The sequence below is a fragment of the Citrobacter sp. Cb004 genome (assembly GCF_030337065.1).
GTDB classification, from domain to species: Bacteria; Pseudomonadota; Gammaproteobacteria; order Enterobacterales; family Enterobacteriaceae; genus Citrobacter; species Citrobacter braakii.
Genome location: NZ_JAOWCH010000056.1, coordinates 86465 through 102522 on the forward strand (window position 1 = coordinate 86465; position 16058 = coordinate 102522).

At 52.5% G+C, this 16058-nt stretch carries 11 protein-coding genes; 3 read left to right on the forward strand and 8 right to left on the reverse strand.

The genetic code is table 11. From position 1 onward, the window contains the following. Positions 1–16: 16 nt before the first annotated feature. Positions 17–532, forward strand: coding sequence for a fimbrial protein (locus OGV65_RS11610; RefSeq protein WP_200108213.1), 516 nt, complete (start codon positions 17–19; stop codon positions 530–532). A 249-nt stretch (positions 533–781) separates the two neighbouring features. Further along, positions 782–1417: a helix-turn-helix transcriptional regulator gene (locus tag OGV65_RS11615; RefSeq protein WP_286454976.1), complete on the forward strand. Its 636-nt coding sequence runs from the start codon at positions 782–784 to the stop codon at positions 1415–1417. Positions 1418–1464: 47 nt separating this feature from the next. On the opposite strand, the gene eno is transcribed toward OGV65_RS11615, so the two are convergent. The 5 genes from eno to rlmD form a co-directional block, all read right to left on the reverse strand. After that, positions 1465–2763: a phosphopyruvate hydratase gene (gene eno / locus OGV65_RS11620; protein WP_003034129.1), complete on the reverse strand. Its 1299-nt coding sequence runs from the start codon at positions 2761–2763 to the stop codon at positions 1465–1467. 87 nt (positions 2764–2850) lie between these two features. Beyond that, on the reverse strand, positions 2851–4488 hold the full coding sequence (gene pyrG / locus OGV65_RS11625) for a glutamine hydrolyzing CTP synthase (RefSeq protein WP_016154233.1): 1638 nt from the start codon (positions 4486–4488) through the stop codon (positions 2851–2853). A gap of 224 nt (positions 4489–4712) precedes the next feature. Continuing rightward, positions 4713–5504 (reverse strand): nucleoside triphosphate pyrophosphohydrolase, encoded by a 792-nt coding sequence (gene mazG, locus OGV65_RS11630; protein WP_286454977.1) that lies wholly within the window; start codon positions 5502–5504, stop codon positions 4713–4715. A gap of 130 nt (positions 5505–5634) precedes the next feature. Continuing rightward, positions 5635–7869 (reverse strand): GTP diphosphokinase, encoded by a 2235-nt coding sequence (relA, locus tag OGV65_RS11635; RefSeq protein WP_047357898.1) that lies wholly within the window; start codon positions 7867–7869, stop codon positions 5635–5637. A gap of 100 nt (positions 7870–7969) precedes the next feature. Further along, positions 7970–9268 (reverse strand): 23S rRNA (uracil(1939)-C(5))-methyltransferase RlmD, encoded by a 1299-nt coding sequence (gene rlmD / locus OGV65_RS11640; protein WP_141875590.1) that lies wholly within the window; start codon positions 9266–9268, stop codon positions 7970–7972. Between the two features lie 57 nt (positions 9269–9325). On the opposite strand from rlmD, the gene barA reads away from it, so the two are divergent. After that, positions 9326–12073 (forward strand): two-component sensor histidine kinase BarA, encoded by a 2748-nt coding sequence (gene barA, locus OGV65_RS11645; RefSeq protein ID WP_216403491.1) that lies wholly within the window; start codon positions 9326–9328, stop codon positions 12071–12073. Between the two features lie 59 nt (positions 12074–12132). Here barA and OGV65_RS11650 read toward each other — a convergent pair whose 3' ends face one another. From OGV65_RS11650 to OGV65_RS11660, 3 genes are all read right to left on the reverse strand, one after another. Further along, complete coding sequence (locus tag OGV65_RS11650; RefSeq protein WP_016154238.1) at positions 12133–13275, reverse strand: glycerate kinase; 1143 nt, start codon at positions 13273–13275, stop codon at positions 12133–12135. Positions 13276–13356: 81 nt separating this feature from the next. After that, positions 13357–14697, reverse strand: a complete 1341-nt coding sequence (gudD, locus tag OGV65_RS11655; RefSeq protein ID WP_016154239.1) for a glucarate dehydratase — start codon at positions 14695–14697, stop codon at positions 13357–13359. A 20-nt stretch (positions 14698–14717) separates the two neighbouring features. Then, on the reverse strand, positions 14718–16058 hold the full coding sequence (locus OGV65_RS11660; RefSeq protein WP_181627440.1) for an enolase C-terminal domain-like protein: 1341 nt from the start codon (positions 16056–16058) through the stop codon (positions 14718–14720).

Below are 16058 nucleotides of genomic sequence, written 5' to 3' on the forward strand. Positions count from 1 at the left end.
CAAGGAGAGAATTAAAATGAATATTCATAAAAAGTACATTCATCTGGCGCTGGCAGGACTGTATCTGGGGACGACAATCAGTATTGCCGGGGCCGAACCCACCAATATTAATATTACCGGGAAAGTTATTGCGTCCCCGTGTGTCGTAGCCAGTGGCAGCAATATCAATGTTAATTTAGGAGACATCCCGGCTGCAGATATTGCAGTGGCAGGTACAACCTCTACCCCGGTTAATTTTACCATTAACCTTGCCAGTTGCCCGGTGGGAACCACCAGCGTAGTCGTGACGTTTACCGGAACGGAAGATCCCGACTTTCCGGTACGCTATAAAAATAGCGGAACGGCGAACGTTGCAATAGAACTGATCCAGGTCAGCACCGGTTACCTGAAAGGAAATAATACAAATATTACTCAATCGGTACTCGCCGATCGTACCGTTACATACAATTTACGTGCCCAGGCCTATTCCAAAGGCAATGTGATGCCGGGGACGATCTCTGGTATCGTTCAGGCCAACTTTACCTACAATTAAGTGACCCTTTTGCAATTCACAATGACTCATCAGTAAACCGAACTATTTCTGTGTAAAGGATATTTATCATGGTGCAACAAATGAATTATTCTATCCTGGTACTTTGTCCCCTGTGTCCAGCGACCTTTTTACTGGCTGGTATCTGCCCCCTTCCCAATACGTTTAACTCTTTGGTACAAATTAATTTTAATTAATAAAAAATACCCTTATTATTAATAAATGCCTCTGCTGGCTTCTGGTATATTAAATATGATAATACTTATACAGGACCCTTACGAATTTTATTGCGATGGATTGAAACATTTTTTTATAGAGATATTCTTTGGAATAACCGCCAATAACATTATTTTTTTAACATCTTACTCCCAACAAAACTTTGATAAGGCAGATATCGTCGTTATTTCTCTGGCTCCAGGAGAGCATCTCATGTGTTTTCCTGAACTGCAAAACAGGACAACAGGAATTATTATTGGCTTAACCGATGAGGTGATTGACTCCCCTTCCGATCTGCCCTTTTGCATTGCCCGGATCATTTTTATTCACCGACAGGACTCACTGTCGACAGTCAAAGAGAAAGTATTAACCGCCTGGCGGGAATCAAGAAAAAAGCAAATACAGCCAGGGAAAACATTATGTTTTCATTGTCCACATAAAGTCCTGACCAGGCAGCAAAGGCGTATTATGTCCTTTATCTATCAGGGGATAACGACATCTGAGATTGCCCACAACATGTCAATCTCAGAGAAAACGCTCTATGTGCATAAATACATCATCCGCAAAAAGTTTAATCTGCGAACTAATCATGCGCTATTTTGCTTCCTTCAGAAACTTGCCGATAAAAACAGCCAGCAGATTTATCTGCTTCAAGTTCCGCTGAACGCATAAAAAAACCCGCCGCAGCGGGTTTTTACGTTAAGAGTTAAAGAACAGGATTACGCCTGACCTTTGATCTCTTTACGACCGTTGTACGGCGCTTGTTCACCCAGAGCTTCTTCGATACGAATCAGCTGGTTGTACTTAGCAACGCGGTCAGAACGGCTCATAGAACCGGTTTTGATCTGGCCTGCAGCGGTACCCACAGCCAGGTCAGCGATGGTAGCGTCTTCAGTTTCGCCAGAACGGTGAGAGATGACAGCGGTGTAGCCAGCGTCTTTCGCCATTTTGATCGCAGCCAGAGTTTCGGTCAGAGAACCGATCTGGTTGAATTTGATCAGGATGGAGTTAACGATGCCTTTTTCGATGCCTTCTTTCAGGATCTTGGTGTTGGTTACGAACAGATCGTCACCAACCAGCTGGATTTTGTCGCCCAGAACTTTAGTCTGGTATGCGAAACCGTCCCAGTCAGACTCGTCCAGACCATCTTCGATGGACACGATCGGGTACTGTTTGGTCAGTTCTTCCAGGAAGTGAGTGAATTCTTCGGAGGTGAATGCTTTGTTGCCTTCGCCAGCCAGAACGTATTTACCGTCTTTGTAGAATTCAGAAGCTGCACAGTCCATCGCCAGGGTGATGTCTTTGCCCAGCTCGTAGCCAGCTGCTTTAACCGCTTCAGCGATTACAGCCAGAGCTTCAGCGTTGGAACCCAGGTTCGGCGCGTAGCCGCCTTCGTCACCCACTGCAGTGTTCATACCTTTAGCTTTCAGAACTTTAGCCAGGTTGTGGAACACTTCAGAACCCATACGTACGGCTTCTTTCAGGGTTTTAGCGCCAACCGGCTGAATCATGAACTCCTGGATGTCAACGTTGTTGTCAGCGTGCTCACCACCGTTGATGATGTTCATCATCGGAACCGGCATGGAGTATTTGCCCGGAGTACCGTTCAGTTCAGCGATGTGTGCATACAGCGGCAGGCCTTTAGCAGCTGCTGCTGCTTTGGCGTTCGCCAGGGACACAGCCAGGATGGCGTTTGCACCGAAGTTGGATTTGTTTTCAGTACCGTCCAGATCGATCATGATCTTGTCGATGCCAGCCTGATCTTTAGCATCTTTACCCAGCAGAGCCTGAGCAATTGGGCCGTTAACAGCTGCAACAGCTTTCAGTACGCCTTTACCCATGAAACGGGATTTGTCGCCGTCGCGCAGTTCCAGTGCTTCGCGGGAACCAGTAGAAGCACCTGACGGAGCTGCTGCCATACCAACGAAACCACCTTCCAGGTGTACTTCGGCTTCAACAGTCGGGTTACCACGGGAGTCGATGATTTCACGACCGATGATTTTAACGATTTTGGACATTAGATTTTCCTCAGTACAAGTTAAACTAAAACTCCAGACAAACAATGCACCCGGATGGGTGCATTGCCGTTCTAACTTTTTTACTTCTTACTTCGCCTGACGCTTCTGATGTTCACTGGCGGCTTTCACAAAGCCGGCAAACAGCGGGTGCCCATCACGTGGCGTGGAAGTAAATTCCGGGTGGAACTGACAGGCCACGAACCACGGATGATTCGGTACCTCAATGATCTCGACCAACTGATCATCACCGGAACGGCCTGCAATACGCAGACCCGCAGCTTCAATCTGTTTCAACAGCATATTGTTGACTTCGTAACGGTGGCGATGGCGTTCAACAATTGTCGGCGCGCCGTACAGCTGACGAACCAGGCTATCGTCGCTCAACTGACACTGCTGGGCGCCAAGGCGCATTGTGCCGCCCAGATCGCTCTTCTCGGTACGGACTTCAACGTTGCCGTCTTCATCGCGCCATTCGGTAATCAGGGCCACCACCGGGTACTTACAGTCTGGCACAAATTCCGTGGAGTTGGCGTTATCCATACCCACTACGTTACGTGCAAACTCAATCAACGCAACCTGCATACCCAGGCAAATACCCAGATAAGGAACATTGTTTTCACGCGCAAAGCGCGCTGTCGCGATCTTACCTTCAACACCACGGTAGCCGAAGCCGCCAGGGATCAGGATTGCATCAAGACCTTTCAGGATCTCAACGCCGCGCGTTTCGACATCTTGCGAATCGATCAGCTTAATGTTGACGGTGACACGATTCTTCAGACCACCGTGCTTCAATGCTTCGATAACTGACTTATAGGCATCCGGCAGTTCAATATACTTGCCAACCATACCGATAGTCACTTCGCCTGCCGGATTCGCTTCTTCGTAGATAACCTGTTCCCATTCTGACAGATTAGCTTCCGGACAGTTCAAGCTGAATCGTTTACAAATATAATCGTCAAGGCCCTGGGATTTCAACAGGCCTGGAATTTTATAGATGGAATCGACATCTTTCATTGAAATAACGGCTTTTTCTGGCACGTTACAGAACAATGCAATTTTTGCACGTTCGTTGGCCGGAACCGCGCGATCGGAACGACAGATCAGAATGTCAGGCTGGATACCGATAGACAGCAACTCTTTTACCGAGTGCTGAGTCGGTTTAGTTTTGACTTCACCGGCAGCGGCCAGGTAAGGAACCAGAGTCAGGTGCATGAACAGCGCGTGTTCACGACCGATATCTACCGCTAATTGGCGAATCGCTTCCAGGAATGGCAGGGATTCGATATCACCGACAGTACCGCCGATTTCAACCAGAACGACGTCATGACCTTCGCCACCGGCAAGGACACGCTCTTTAATCGCGTTGGTGATGTGCGGGATAACCTGTACGGTTGCACCCAGATAGTCGCCACGGCGCTCTTTGCGCAGGACATCGGAGTAAATTCGACCGGTAGTGAAGTTATTGCGGCGAGTCATTTTGGTACGAATGAAACGCTCATAGTGACCCAGGTCCAGGTCGGTTTCAGCGCCGTCTTCAGTAACGAACACTTCCCCGTGTTGGATTGGACTCATAGTACCTGGATCGACGTTGATATACGGATCCAGTTTCATCATGGTCACGTTGAGGCCACGAGCCTCAAGAATGGCTGCCAGGGAGGCTGCGGCAATGCCTTTACCCAGAGAGGATACGACCCCGCCGGTCACAAAAATATAGTTCGTTGTCATGCTGGACCTGAGAAGTTAGGGTGAAACGATGGAATTACCAAGACGGGAAAGTAGTATACCCGAACATGACGAGCGCCACAAACTTTCATTATTCCTCCTCTTCACCAGGCTCACATAAACATCGGGAGTGAGAAAATAGCCCCTTTGGGGTAAATGTTTTTGACGTAAATCAAGCGCTTGTTATTTAAAAAATCACACAAATCGCCCTTGACCGACGAAATCCCTTAGAGATCAATTTCCTGCCGTTTTACCTGTTGCCAGACTTCTTCCATAGTTTCCAGATCAACACCAGTCATTTCCAGACCCCGAGCCGCTACAATTCGCTCAACCTCACGAAAACGGCGCTCAAATTTCTCGTTCGCTTTTTGCAATGCGATCTCAGCTTTAGAGCCTAAATGCCGAGCCATATTGACCGTCGCGAACAGCAGGTCGCCCATTTCCTCCTCCAGTTTAGCCTGGTCGACAACAGCCTGCTTCGCCTCAAACATGACTTCATCAATCTCTTCGTAAACCTTGTCGACAACCGGTCCTAATGTTTTCCAGTCAAAGCCAACATTAGAGCAGCGTTTCTGGATTTTTTGGGCGCGCATTAACGCCGGTAAACTTCGGGGAATATCGTCGAGCGCGGAATGCTGCGCCTTCTGGGCGCGTTCTTCGCTTTTGATTTGCTCCCAGCGGGTCAACACCTCAGTGCTGTTACTGGCAGAAACATCAGCAAAAACATGTGGGTGGCGACGCTCAAGCTTATCGCTGATGGCGGCGCAAATATCATTGAAATCGAAACGTCCTTCTTCCTGCGCCATCTGGGCGTAAAACACCACCTGGAACAGCAAGTCACCCAGCTCTCCACGCAGGTCGTCGAAGTCTTCCCGCGCAATTGCGTCCAGCACTTCATAGGTTTCTTCGAGGGTGTAAGGGGCAATAGTGGCGAATGTCTGCTCTTTGTCCCAGGGACAACCGTTTTCCGGGTCGCGCAGGCGCTGCATAATACCGAGCAGTCGGTCGATTTGGTTCATTGGAATATCCTGAAATTTCAATACGCGAAGCCCGATAAGACGACAGCCGATATCCGGCAACATGGCAATGCCTGATGGCAACGCTAACGCGCCTCACCAGGCATGCAAACTTATCTGGCCTATTAAATAATTAATTACCGTGCAGACGACGTGCGTCGATCACATCCGGCACCTGGTTCAGCTTGCCAAGCACGCGCCCGAGCACCTGCAGGTTATAGATTTCGATGGTCATATCGATGGTAGCCAGTTGCTGTTTGGTATCACTCCGGCTGGCAACCCCCAGCACGTTCACCTTCTCGTTGGCAAGAATCGTGGTGATATCACGTAATAAGCCGCTGCGATCGTTAGCCTGGACGCGAACCACCAGCGAATATCCTGCCGAGTAGCTTTCGCCCCAAACCGCATCAACAATACGTTCCGGCGCATGGGAGCGCAGCTCGGTCAACTGTTCGCAATCCGCCCGGTGCACGGAAATACCGCGGCCCTGAGTGATAAACCCGACAATTTCATCGCCTGGAATCGGCTGGCAGCAGCGCGCGATGTGGTGCATCAGGTTACCCACCCCTTCCACCACCACGCGACCGTCGTCTTTACGGCGACTCTGCGGCGCCTGCGTTTTCTGCTGAAGCTGTTTCAGCGCGGCGGCATCCTGTTCGGCTGCGCTTGGCTTATTAAACTGCGCCTGCAGGAAGTTCACCATCTGGTTGAGGCGAATGTCCCCCCCACCAATCGCCGCCAGCAGCTCATCCAGCTCATTGAAGCTGTAGCGCGGCAGCAGGTGCTTTTCCGCTTCTTTCAGGCTAATGCCTAAATGCGCCAGCTCATCGTCGAGGATCTGGCGGCCAGCAAGGATGTTTTTGTCGCGGTCCTGTTTACGGAACCAGGCGTGGATCTTCGAACGCCCCCGACTGGTGGTTACGTAACCGAGGTTAGGGTTCAGCCAGTCGCGGCTTGGGTTAGGCTGTTTCTGGGTGATAATTTCAATTTGATCGCCCATCTGCAGCTGGTAGGTAAACGGTACGATGCGCCCGCCAATTTTCGCGCCAATGCAACGATGCCCCACATCACTGTGAATATGATAAGCAAAATCGAGCGGTGTGGAGCCTGCAGGTAAGTCCACAACGTCGCCTTTTGGCGTAAAGACGTACACTCGGTCATCAAAGACCTGGCTACGGACTTCATCCAGCATTTCGCCAGAGTCCGCCATCTCTTCCTGCCAGGCGATCAGCTTACGCAGCCATGCAATACGATCTTCATGACCAGAACGCGCTACGCCTGAAGCGGTGCCCTCTTTGTACTTCCAGTGTGCCGCAACGCCCAGTTCGGCATCTTCGTGCATCTGTTTCGTACGGATCTGAATTTCAATGGTTTTGCCGCCCGGTCCCAGCACAACCGTATGAATTGACTGATAGCCGTTGGGTTTCGGGTTAGCGACATAGTCATCGAACTCATCCGGCAGATGGCGATAGTGAGTATGCACTATCCCGAGCGCGGCATAGCAGTCCTGTAAACGCTCCGCCACGATACGCACCGCGCGCACGTCGAAAAGTTCATCGAAGGCCAGCTGCTTTTTCTGCATTTTGCGCCAGATGCTGTAGATGTGTTTCGGACGTCCGTACACTTCGGCTTTGACGCCTTCCGTTTTCATCTCTGAGCGCAAATGACCGACGAACTCATCAATGTAATGCTCGCGATCGATGCGACGTTCGTGCAGCAGCTTGGCAATACGTTTGTATTCAGCCGGGTGCAGGTAACGGAAGCAGTAATCTTCCAGTTCCCATTTTAATTGCCCGATACCCAAACGGTTGGCCAGCGGCGCATAGATATTGGTGCACTCTTTTGCCGCCAGAACGCGTTCATCTTCTGGAGCGTCCTTCACTTCACGCAGATGTGCAATCCGCTCCGCCAGCTTGATGACCACACAGCGGAAATCATCCACCATAGCCAGCAGCATGCGGCGAACGTTATCGACCTGTTCGGATGAGACTGAATCGGTATGAGTGGCCTTAAGCTGGCGTATTGCCGCCATATCCCGCACGCCGTGGATAAGATGAACAATGGATTTGCCCACGCTCTCGCGCAGGATGTCTTCACTGACCACGTTGGCATCTGCCAGAGGGAACAGCATTGCTGCGCGCAGCGTGTCGATATCCATGCTCAACATGGAGAGTATTTCTACCATCTCTACGCCACGCCACAGCAGCAGTTCCGCATCCGGATGCCCCTGTGTCTGCTGCTGGCAGTACGCCCAGGTTTCGGCTAAGCGTTCACACGACTGCTGGCTGGAGATCCCCAGACTCGCGATCCATTTCTTTGGATCAAACTCACCAGCTTTATTTATATGTGCACTTCTTACCGCAACCATTGTCCTCTCCTTAAGGGGCCTGGCCTGTCGAAGTCGACAAGCCATACCCATTGTCTTTCACGCTGCATTACCACCCGAAATCCAATGGGTACAAAATTTATTACATACGCTCAAACAGGACCATTGATTCCAGGTGTCCAGTGTGCGGGAACATATCGAGCATCGCCAGTCGCCGTATGACATATCCCGCGTTGAGCAAAGCGTCGCTGTCACGAGCCAGCGTTGCCGGGTTACAGGATACATAAACAACGCGTATAGGTTCTAATTTTATAATATGTTGCATCACACCTGCAGCCCCCGCACGCGCAGGATCGAGCAATACTTTGTCGAATCCGTTTTTCGCCCACGGCTGCCGGGTAACATCTTCCTCAAGGTTTTCATGAAAGAATGTCACATTGTGTAATCCGTTATTCAGCGCGTTTTCCCGGCCTTTTTCAACCAGCGCCGGTACCCCTTCCACCCCCACCACGTTTGCAGCCCGGGTTGCCAACGGCAGGGTAAAATTACCCATTCCACAGAACAGATCGAGTACGCGATCTTCAGGTTGCACATCCAGCCATTCGAGCGCACGGGCCACCATTTGTTGGTTTACCCCTTCATTGACCTGAATAAAATCACGCGGGCTGAAGGTTAACCGTAGTCCATTTGAGTCATACCAGGGCGACTCTTCTGATATTGATTCCAGTATCTCGCTTTGCGGGGCCAGAAACAAAGACAGCCCCTGAGAATGCGAAAAGCATTCCAGTTTTTCTTTATCCTGAACACTTAATGGCGCCGTGTGGCGCAAAATCATCAGGGTTCCGCTCCCCGCCTGCACCAGCTCGACATGACCAAGATGGCGTAACCCTTGCAGACTTTCCAGACACGCCCGGATGTGGGGCAAGAGCGCTTCAAGCTGGGGCACCAAAATAGGGCATTGTTTAACATCGATAATGTCGCTGGATGCGGATTTGCGAAACCCCATCTGCAATTTTTGTTCTTTTGGCCGATAGTTCAGGCTCAACCTGGCGCGACGACGATAGCCCCACGGGGTATCAGCTATAACATCCGACACTTCACATTTCATTAAACGCGACAACGCCGCGCTTTTGCTACGCTGCTGCAACGAGATGCTGGCATGCTGCTGCTGGCAGCCGCCGCACACGCCAAAATGCGGACAACGTGGCACTTCACGCTGCGGACTGTCGTTTAAACGTCGTTTTACTTGCGCGCGGGCGAACTGTTTTTTATCTTCGGTAATCACCACCTCGGCGCTTTCCTGAGGTAGCAATTCCGGTATAAACAACGCCTTTCCGTTATGGCGAGCAACGCCCTGGCCGAAAGGATCAAGGTCATTGACGGTAACGGTTATGATCTGACGCGTCGTCACGCGTCGTTTTGCAGAGTAGAATTGCGCCATCGACGAGATATTTCTCTATTTAACAGTGTGACCCTAATTGTCCCATAACGGAACTCCATGACCAACTACAGCCTGCGCGCACGCATGATGATTCTGATCCTGGCCCCGACCGTCCTGATTGGTTTGCTGCTCAGTATCTTTTTTGTTGTGCATCGCTATAACGACTTGCAGCGTCAACTGGAAGATGCTGGCGCCAGCATCATTGAGCCACTCGCGGTCTCCAGCGAATATGGCATGAATCTGCAAAACAGAGAATCCATCGGCCAACTTATCAGCGTGCTGCATCGTCGCCATTCCGATATCGTGCGGGCAATTTCTGTCTATGACGAGAATAACCGGCTGTTTGTCACATCCAATTTTCATCTCGATCCGTCTGAAATGCAGCTGGCAACCGGTTCACCATTTCCCCGAAAGCTGAGCGTCACCCGGCTCGGGGATATTATGATCCTGCGAACGCCAATTATATCGGAAAGCTATTCGCCGGATGAATCTGCCGTCAGCGACGCCAAAAATACGGAAAATATGCTGGGGTATGTGGCGCTTGAACTGGACCTTAAGTCAGTAAGATTGCAGCAGTATAAAGAGATCTTTATCTCCAGCGTAATGATGCTGTTTTGTATCGGTATTGCGTTAATTTTTGGCTGGCGTCTGATGCGCGACGTGACTGGCCCGATTCGCAATATGGTGAATACCGTTGACCGAATACGTAGAGGCCAGCTCGACAGCCGCGTCGAAGGTTTCATGTTGGGCGAGCTGGATATGCTCAAAAATGGCATCAACTCGATGGCGATGTCACTTGCGGCCTACCATGAAGAGATGCAGCACAACATCGACCAGGCCACCTCTGACCTGCGCGAAACGTTGGAGCAGATGGAAATCCAGAACGTCGAACTGGATCTGGCGAAGAAACGCGCCCAGGAAGCGGCGCGTATTAAGTCTGAGTTTCTGGCTAACATGTCGCATGAGCTGCGTACGCCGCTGAATGGCGTGATTGGCTTCACCCGCCTGACGCTTAAAACCGAGCTCAACACGACGCAGCGCGATCACCTGAATACGATTGAACGCTCGGCCAACAATCTGTTGGCCATCATCAATGATGTGCTCGACTTCTCCAAACTTGAGGCGGGCAAACTGATTCTGGAAAGCATCCCATTCCCGCTGCGTAGCACGCTGGATGACGTCGTCACGCTGTTAGCGCACTCATCCCATGATAAAGGGCTTGAGCTGACGCTAAATATTAAGAATGACGTGCCGGACAACGTCATCGGGGACCCGCTGCGCTTACAGCAGGTAATCACTAATCTGGTTGGCAATGCCATCAAATTTACCGAAGGCGGTAATATCGACATTCTGGTCGAGAAACGCGCCCTCAGTAACACGAAAGTGCAAATTGAAGTGCAAATCCGCGATACCGGAATTGGCATCCCTGAGCGCGATCAGTCACGCCTGTTCCAGGCCTTCCGCCAGGCCGATGCCAGTATTTCCCGCCGCCACGGCGGGACCGGACTGGGCCTGGTCATTACGCAAAAGCTGGTCAATGAAATGGGCGGGGATATCTCCTTCCACAGCCAGCCGAACCGGGGCTCCACGTTCTGGTTCCATATCAGCCTCGATCTCAACCCTAACGTTCTCGTGGATCGCTCAACCACGCACTGTCTGGCCGGAAAGCGGCTGGCCTACGTTGAACCTAACGCCACTGCCGCGCAATGCACTTTAGATATCTTGAGTGAAACACCGCTGGAAGTGATTTACAGCCCTTCATTCTCCGGGCTGCCGAAGGATCACTACGATATTCTGCTGCTTGGCATACCGGTCACTTTACGCGAACCGCTCACCATGCAGCATGAGCGGCTGGCAAGCGCAGCGGCGATGACAGACTTTTTGTTACTGGCTCTGCCTTGCCATGCGCAGATCAACGCTGAGAAATTAAAGCAGGGCGGCGCGGCGGCGTGCCTGTTGAAACCTCTTACCTCAACCCGCTTACTGCCAGCGTTGACAGAGTATTGTCAACTGAACCACAGCGCGGCTCCGCTACTGTTAGACGAGAGCAAAATTGCGATGACCGTCATGGCGGTGGACGACAACCCGGCGAACCTCAAGCTGATTGGCGCACTGCTGGAAGATAAAGTGCAGCACGTCGTGCTCTGCGACAGCGGACATCAGGCTGTGGATCGCGCCAAACAGATGCAGTTTGATCTCATCCTGATGGATATTCAGATGCCAGACATGGACGGTATTCGCGCCTGCGAACTGATCCACCAGCTTCCTCATCAACAACAGACGCCGGTCATTGCGGTCACCGCGCATGCCATGGCCGGGCAAAAAGAGAAGCTGCTCAGCGCCGGGATGAACGATTACCTGGCGAAGCCTATCGAAGAAGATAAGCTGCATAATCTGCTGTTACGCTACAAACCCGGCGCGAGCACATCGCTGAGGGCGCTCGCTGTTGAACCGGTCGTCAATCCGAATACCACACTCGACTGGCAACTGGCGTTAAGGCAAGCCGCCGGTAAAAACGATCTGGCGCGGGATATGCTGCAAATGCTGCTCGATTTTCTGCCCGAAGTGCGTAACAAAATTGAAGAACAGCTGGTAGGTGAAAACCCTGAAGGACTGGTGGATATGATCCATAAACTGCATGGCAGTTGCGGTTATTGCGGCGTTCCCCGCATGAAAAACCTGTGTCAGCTGATTGAGCAGCAATTACGTAGCGGGAGCAAAGAAGAAGAGCTGGAGCCTGAGTTTTTAGAGCTTCTGGATGAAATGGATAACGTTGCGCGCGAAGCGAAGAAGTTGTTAGGGTAAAGATCTGATTGCCGGATGACGACGCTCACGCGTCTTATCCGGCCTTCATGCCACATCATTCAACGTAATTGCTGACCAGCTTTCAGGGTCGCGGCCACGTTTCGCGCCGTCATTCGCACATTCTCACTCGCGTTCTTCAGCGCCTCATCCAGCGTGCAAACGGTATAAATAACGCTAAAAACCGCATCCAGCCCATGCTCGTGTACAACACCGACATCAGCCGTCAGGCTGCCGGCAATGCCAATAACCGGTTTGTTGTAACGCTTTGCCACCTTCGCCACGCCAACCGGAACCTTACCGTGAATGGTCTGGCTGTCGATACGTCCTTCACCCGTGACCACTAAATCCGCATCCGCAACGCAGTCGTCGAGGTGTAACGCATCCGTCACGACCTCAATACCGCAGCGTAACTGCGCACCGCAAAACGCATACAGTGCCGCCCCCATACCGCCAGCCGCGCCACCACCCGCCAATTCCAGCACGTTGACGTCCAGATCGCGGGCAATGAGTTGCGCATAATGCGTGAGCGCCCGATCAAGACGAAGAATCATCTCCGGCGTCGCCCCCTTTTGCGGACCGAAGACCGCAGAGGCCCCCTCTTCACCGGTCAACGGATTAGTCACATCGCAGGCCACTTCAATACGGCACGCGGCAAGGCGCGGGTCTAGCTGAGAAATATCAATCCGGGCGAGTGATTCAAGGCCAGTCCCGCCATGAGCAATATCGTTATTTTGCGCATCCAGTAATTTTGCTCCCAGCGCTTGCACCATCCCGGCACCGCCATCATTGGTGGCGCTGCCGCCAATGCCGATAATGATATGTTCAACGCCCGCGTCCAGCGCATGACGGATTAGCTCCCCGGTTCCCCAGGAGGTCGTTTTCAGCGGATCGCGTAAACCTGCGGGAACCTGCTCCAGTCCGCTGGCGGCCGCCATTTCGATAAACGCCGAACGCTCATCCCCGGATAAACCATAAAATGCCTGAATCGTTTTACCCAGAGGGCCGGTAACATCAACATGCACAAGGTGGCCTTGCGTTGCGGCAACCATCGCTTCGACCGTTCCCTCACCGCCATCCGCGACCGGGATCTTCACGTAATTCGCCTCAGGCCAGATCTCACGAAATCCCAGCTCAATAGCCGTTGCCACTTCAAGCGCACTCAAACTTTCCTTATAGGAATCCGGTGCGATTACTATTTTCATAAAGCATCCTTACGCATGTTGACTGTGTTAAGCATACACCAGGAGAAAAACCGCCCCTTTGTGGGAGCGGTCCCAGTTCGCTTAGCGTACCATGCACGGACGCTTATTATCAAACGTCCAGTTCGGGATCAGATACTGCATTCCCATGGCATCATCGCGCGCTCCCAGTCCATGTTGCTGATACAGCTCATGAGCTTTCATAACCTGATCCATATCCAGCTCCACGCCCAGACCCGGCTTCGCCGGTACCTGCACCATGCCGCCTTTGATTTCAAACGGCTCTTTGGTCAGGCGTTGATTGCCTTCCTGCCAAATCCAGTGGGTATCGATAGCGGTAATTTTGCCCGGCGCCGCCGCCGCAACATGAGTAAACATCGCCAGCGAAATATCAAAGTGGTTGTTAGAGTGCGAGCCCCAGGTCAGCCCAAACTCATGACACATCTGCGCAACGCGGACAGAACCCTGCATAGTCCAGAAGTGCGGATCCGCCAGCGGGATATCCACGGACTGCAACGACAGCGTATGTCCCATCTGACGCCAGTCGGTGGCAATCATGTTGGTGGCGGTCGGCAGGCCGGTAGCACGACGGAATTCCGCCATGACTTCACGGCCTGAGAACCCCTGCTCGGCGCCGCACGGATCTTCCGCATAAGCCAGCGATCCTTTCAGGTACTTACCAATTTTAATCGCTTCATTCAGCGACCACGCACCATTGGGATCGAGCGTGACGCGTGCCTGTGGAAAGCGTTTCGCCAGCGCCACAATAGATTCCGCTTCTTCTTCCCCAGCCAACACCCCGCCTTTCAGTTTGAAATCGTTGAAACCATATTTCTCATATGCGGCTTCCGCCAGGCGCACCACTGCATCCGGGGTCATCGCCTCTTCATGACGCAGGCGATACCAGTCGCATTTCTCATCCGGCTGGCTCTGATACGGCAGCGGCGTCGCGTTACGGTTACCGACGAAGAACAGGTAACCCAGCATTTCAACTTCGCTACGCTGTTGGCCGTCGCCCAGCAGCGATGCGACGTTAACGCCCAGATGCTGACCCAGCAGATCCAACATGGCCGCTTCGATCCCGGTAACCACATGAATAGTGGTACGTAAATCGAAGGTCTGCAAACCGCGGCCACCGGCATCACGATCGGCAAAGGTATTGCGGACCGCATTCAGTACGTTTTTGTATTCACCTAACGTTTTGCCCACCACCAGCGGAATGGCATCTTCCAGGGTCTGACGAATTTTTTCGCCGCCGGGAATCTCACCCACGCCGGTATGACCGGAGTTATCTTTGATAATCACAATATTACGCGTGAAGAACGGAGCATGTGCGCCGCTCAGATTCATCAGCATGCTGTCATGGCCCGCAACCGGGATCACCTGCATCGCGGTTACGACTGGGGTAGTAAATTGTGCGCTCATAATTAAGTCCTTATTCAAAATTAGTGGCGGCCGAAAACGGGACGTTTACGGTCAAAAGTCCATCCAGGGATCAGATACTGCATCGGGCCTGCGTCATTACGCGCGCCGCCGGGCAGCGCCTTATAGGCTTCATGCGCTTTCTGTACCTGATCCCAGTCCAGTTCCACGCCCAGGCCGGGCGCGTCGGGTACCGCAATTTTTCCGTGTGTAATCTCCAGCGGATTTTTGGTCAGGCGGCAATCGCCCTCCTGCCAGATCCAGTGGGTGTCGATCGCCGTTGGGTTGCCCGGCGCAGCGGCACCGACGTGGGTGAACATCGCCAGGGAAATATCAAAATGATTGTTAGAGTGGCAGCCCCAGGTCAGTCCCCAGTCATCGCATAGCTGTGCCACGCGCACCGCGCCGGAAAGGGTCCAGAAGTGCGGATCGGCCAGTGGAATATCTACCGAGTTGAGCATCACCGCATGGCCCATCTCACGCCAGTTGGTGGCTATCATATTCGTTGCTACCGGCAGGCCGGTTGCACGGCGGAACTCGGCCATCACTTCGCGGCCAGAAAAGCCCTGTTCTGCGCCGCACGGATCTTCGGCGTAAGTCAGAACATCGTTCAGCCCTTTACACAAGGAGATAGCTTCATCCAGTAGCCAGGCACCGTTAGGATCGACCGTAATACGCGCATCCGGGAAGCATTGTTTCAACGCGCGAGCGGTGTCGATTTCCTGCTCGCCAGGCAGCACACCGCCTTTGAGTTTGAAATCTTTAAAGCCGTAGCGATCCTGCGAAGCCTGAGCCAGACGTACCACCGCCTCACTGTTCATCGCCTGCTGGTGACGCAGGTGATACCACTCATGGTTACCCGGCGTGCTGTCCAGATACGGCAGATCGGTTTTGCTGCGATCTCCCACGTAGAACAGATAGCCGAGCACGGTGACCGCATCGCGCTGCTTGCCTGGCCCTAACAGTTCGCAGACCGGTACGTTCAGCGCCTTGCCCAGCAGGTCGAGCAGTGCGGCTTCCAGCGCGGCCACCGCATTTACCCGCAGTTCAAAGGTCCAGGCACCTTTACCAAAGGTGTCAAAATCAGCGGCCTGGTTGCCTTTATGCACCTGCTGAACCACCTTATTCAGGCGCGCGACTTCCTGGCCCAACACTTGTGGAATCGCGTCCACCAGCGTCTGATAAATCACTTCGCCGCCCGGCGCTTCACCGACGCCGGTATTTCCGGCGTTATCGGTGAGCACGACGATATTGCGGGTAAAGTATGCGTTATGCGCCCCGCCAATATTGAGCAGCATGCTGTCATGACCGGCCACCGGGATAACCTTCATATCGGTAATAATGGGACTCGATTGTGTTGTCAT

Bases quoted from the DNA above. Each gene is read 5' to 3' on its own strand.
- OGV65_RS11610 (WP_200108213.1), top strand. From the start codon at position 17: ATGAATATTCATAAAAAGTACATTCATCTGGCGCTGGCAGGACTGTAT.
- OGV65_RS11615 (WP_286454976.1), top strand. From the start codon at position 782: ATGATAATACTTATACAGGACCCTTACGAATTTTATTGCGATGGATTG.
- eno (WP_003034129.1), bottom strand. From the start codon at position 2,763: ATGTCCAAAATCGTTAAAATCATCGGTCGTGAAATCATCGACTCCCGT.
- pyrG (WP_016154233.1), bottom strand. From the start codon at position 4,488: ATGACAACGAACTATATTTTTGTGACCGGCGGGGTCGTATCCTCTCTG.
- mazG (WP_286454977.1), bottom strand. From the start codon at position 5,504: ATGAACCAAATCGACCGACTGCTCGGTATTATGCAGCGCCTGCGCGAC.
- relA (WP_047357898.1), bottom strand. From the start codon at position 7,869: ATGGTTGCGGTAAGAAGTGCACATATAAATAAAGCTGGTGAGTTTGAT.
- rlmD (WP_141875590.1), bottom strand. From the start codon at position 9,268: ATGGCGCAATTCTACTCTGCAAAACGACGCGTGACGACGCGTCAGATC.
- barA (WP_216403491.1), top strand. From the start codon at position 9,326: ATGACCAACTACAGCCTGCGCGCACGCATGATGATTCTGATCCTGGCC.
- OGV65_RS11650 (WP_016154238.1), bottom strand. From the start codon at position 13,275: ATGAAAATAGTAATCGCACCGGATTCCTATAAGGAAAGTTTGAGTGCG.
- gudD (WP_016154239.1), bottom strand. From the start codon at position 14,697: ATGAGCGCACAATTTACTACCCCAGTCGTAACCGCGATGCAGGTGATC.
- OGV65_RS11660 (WP_181627440.1), bottom strand. From the start codon at position 16,058: ATGACAACACAATCGAGTCCCATTATTACCGATATGAAGGTTATCCCG.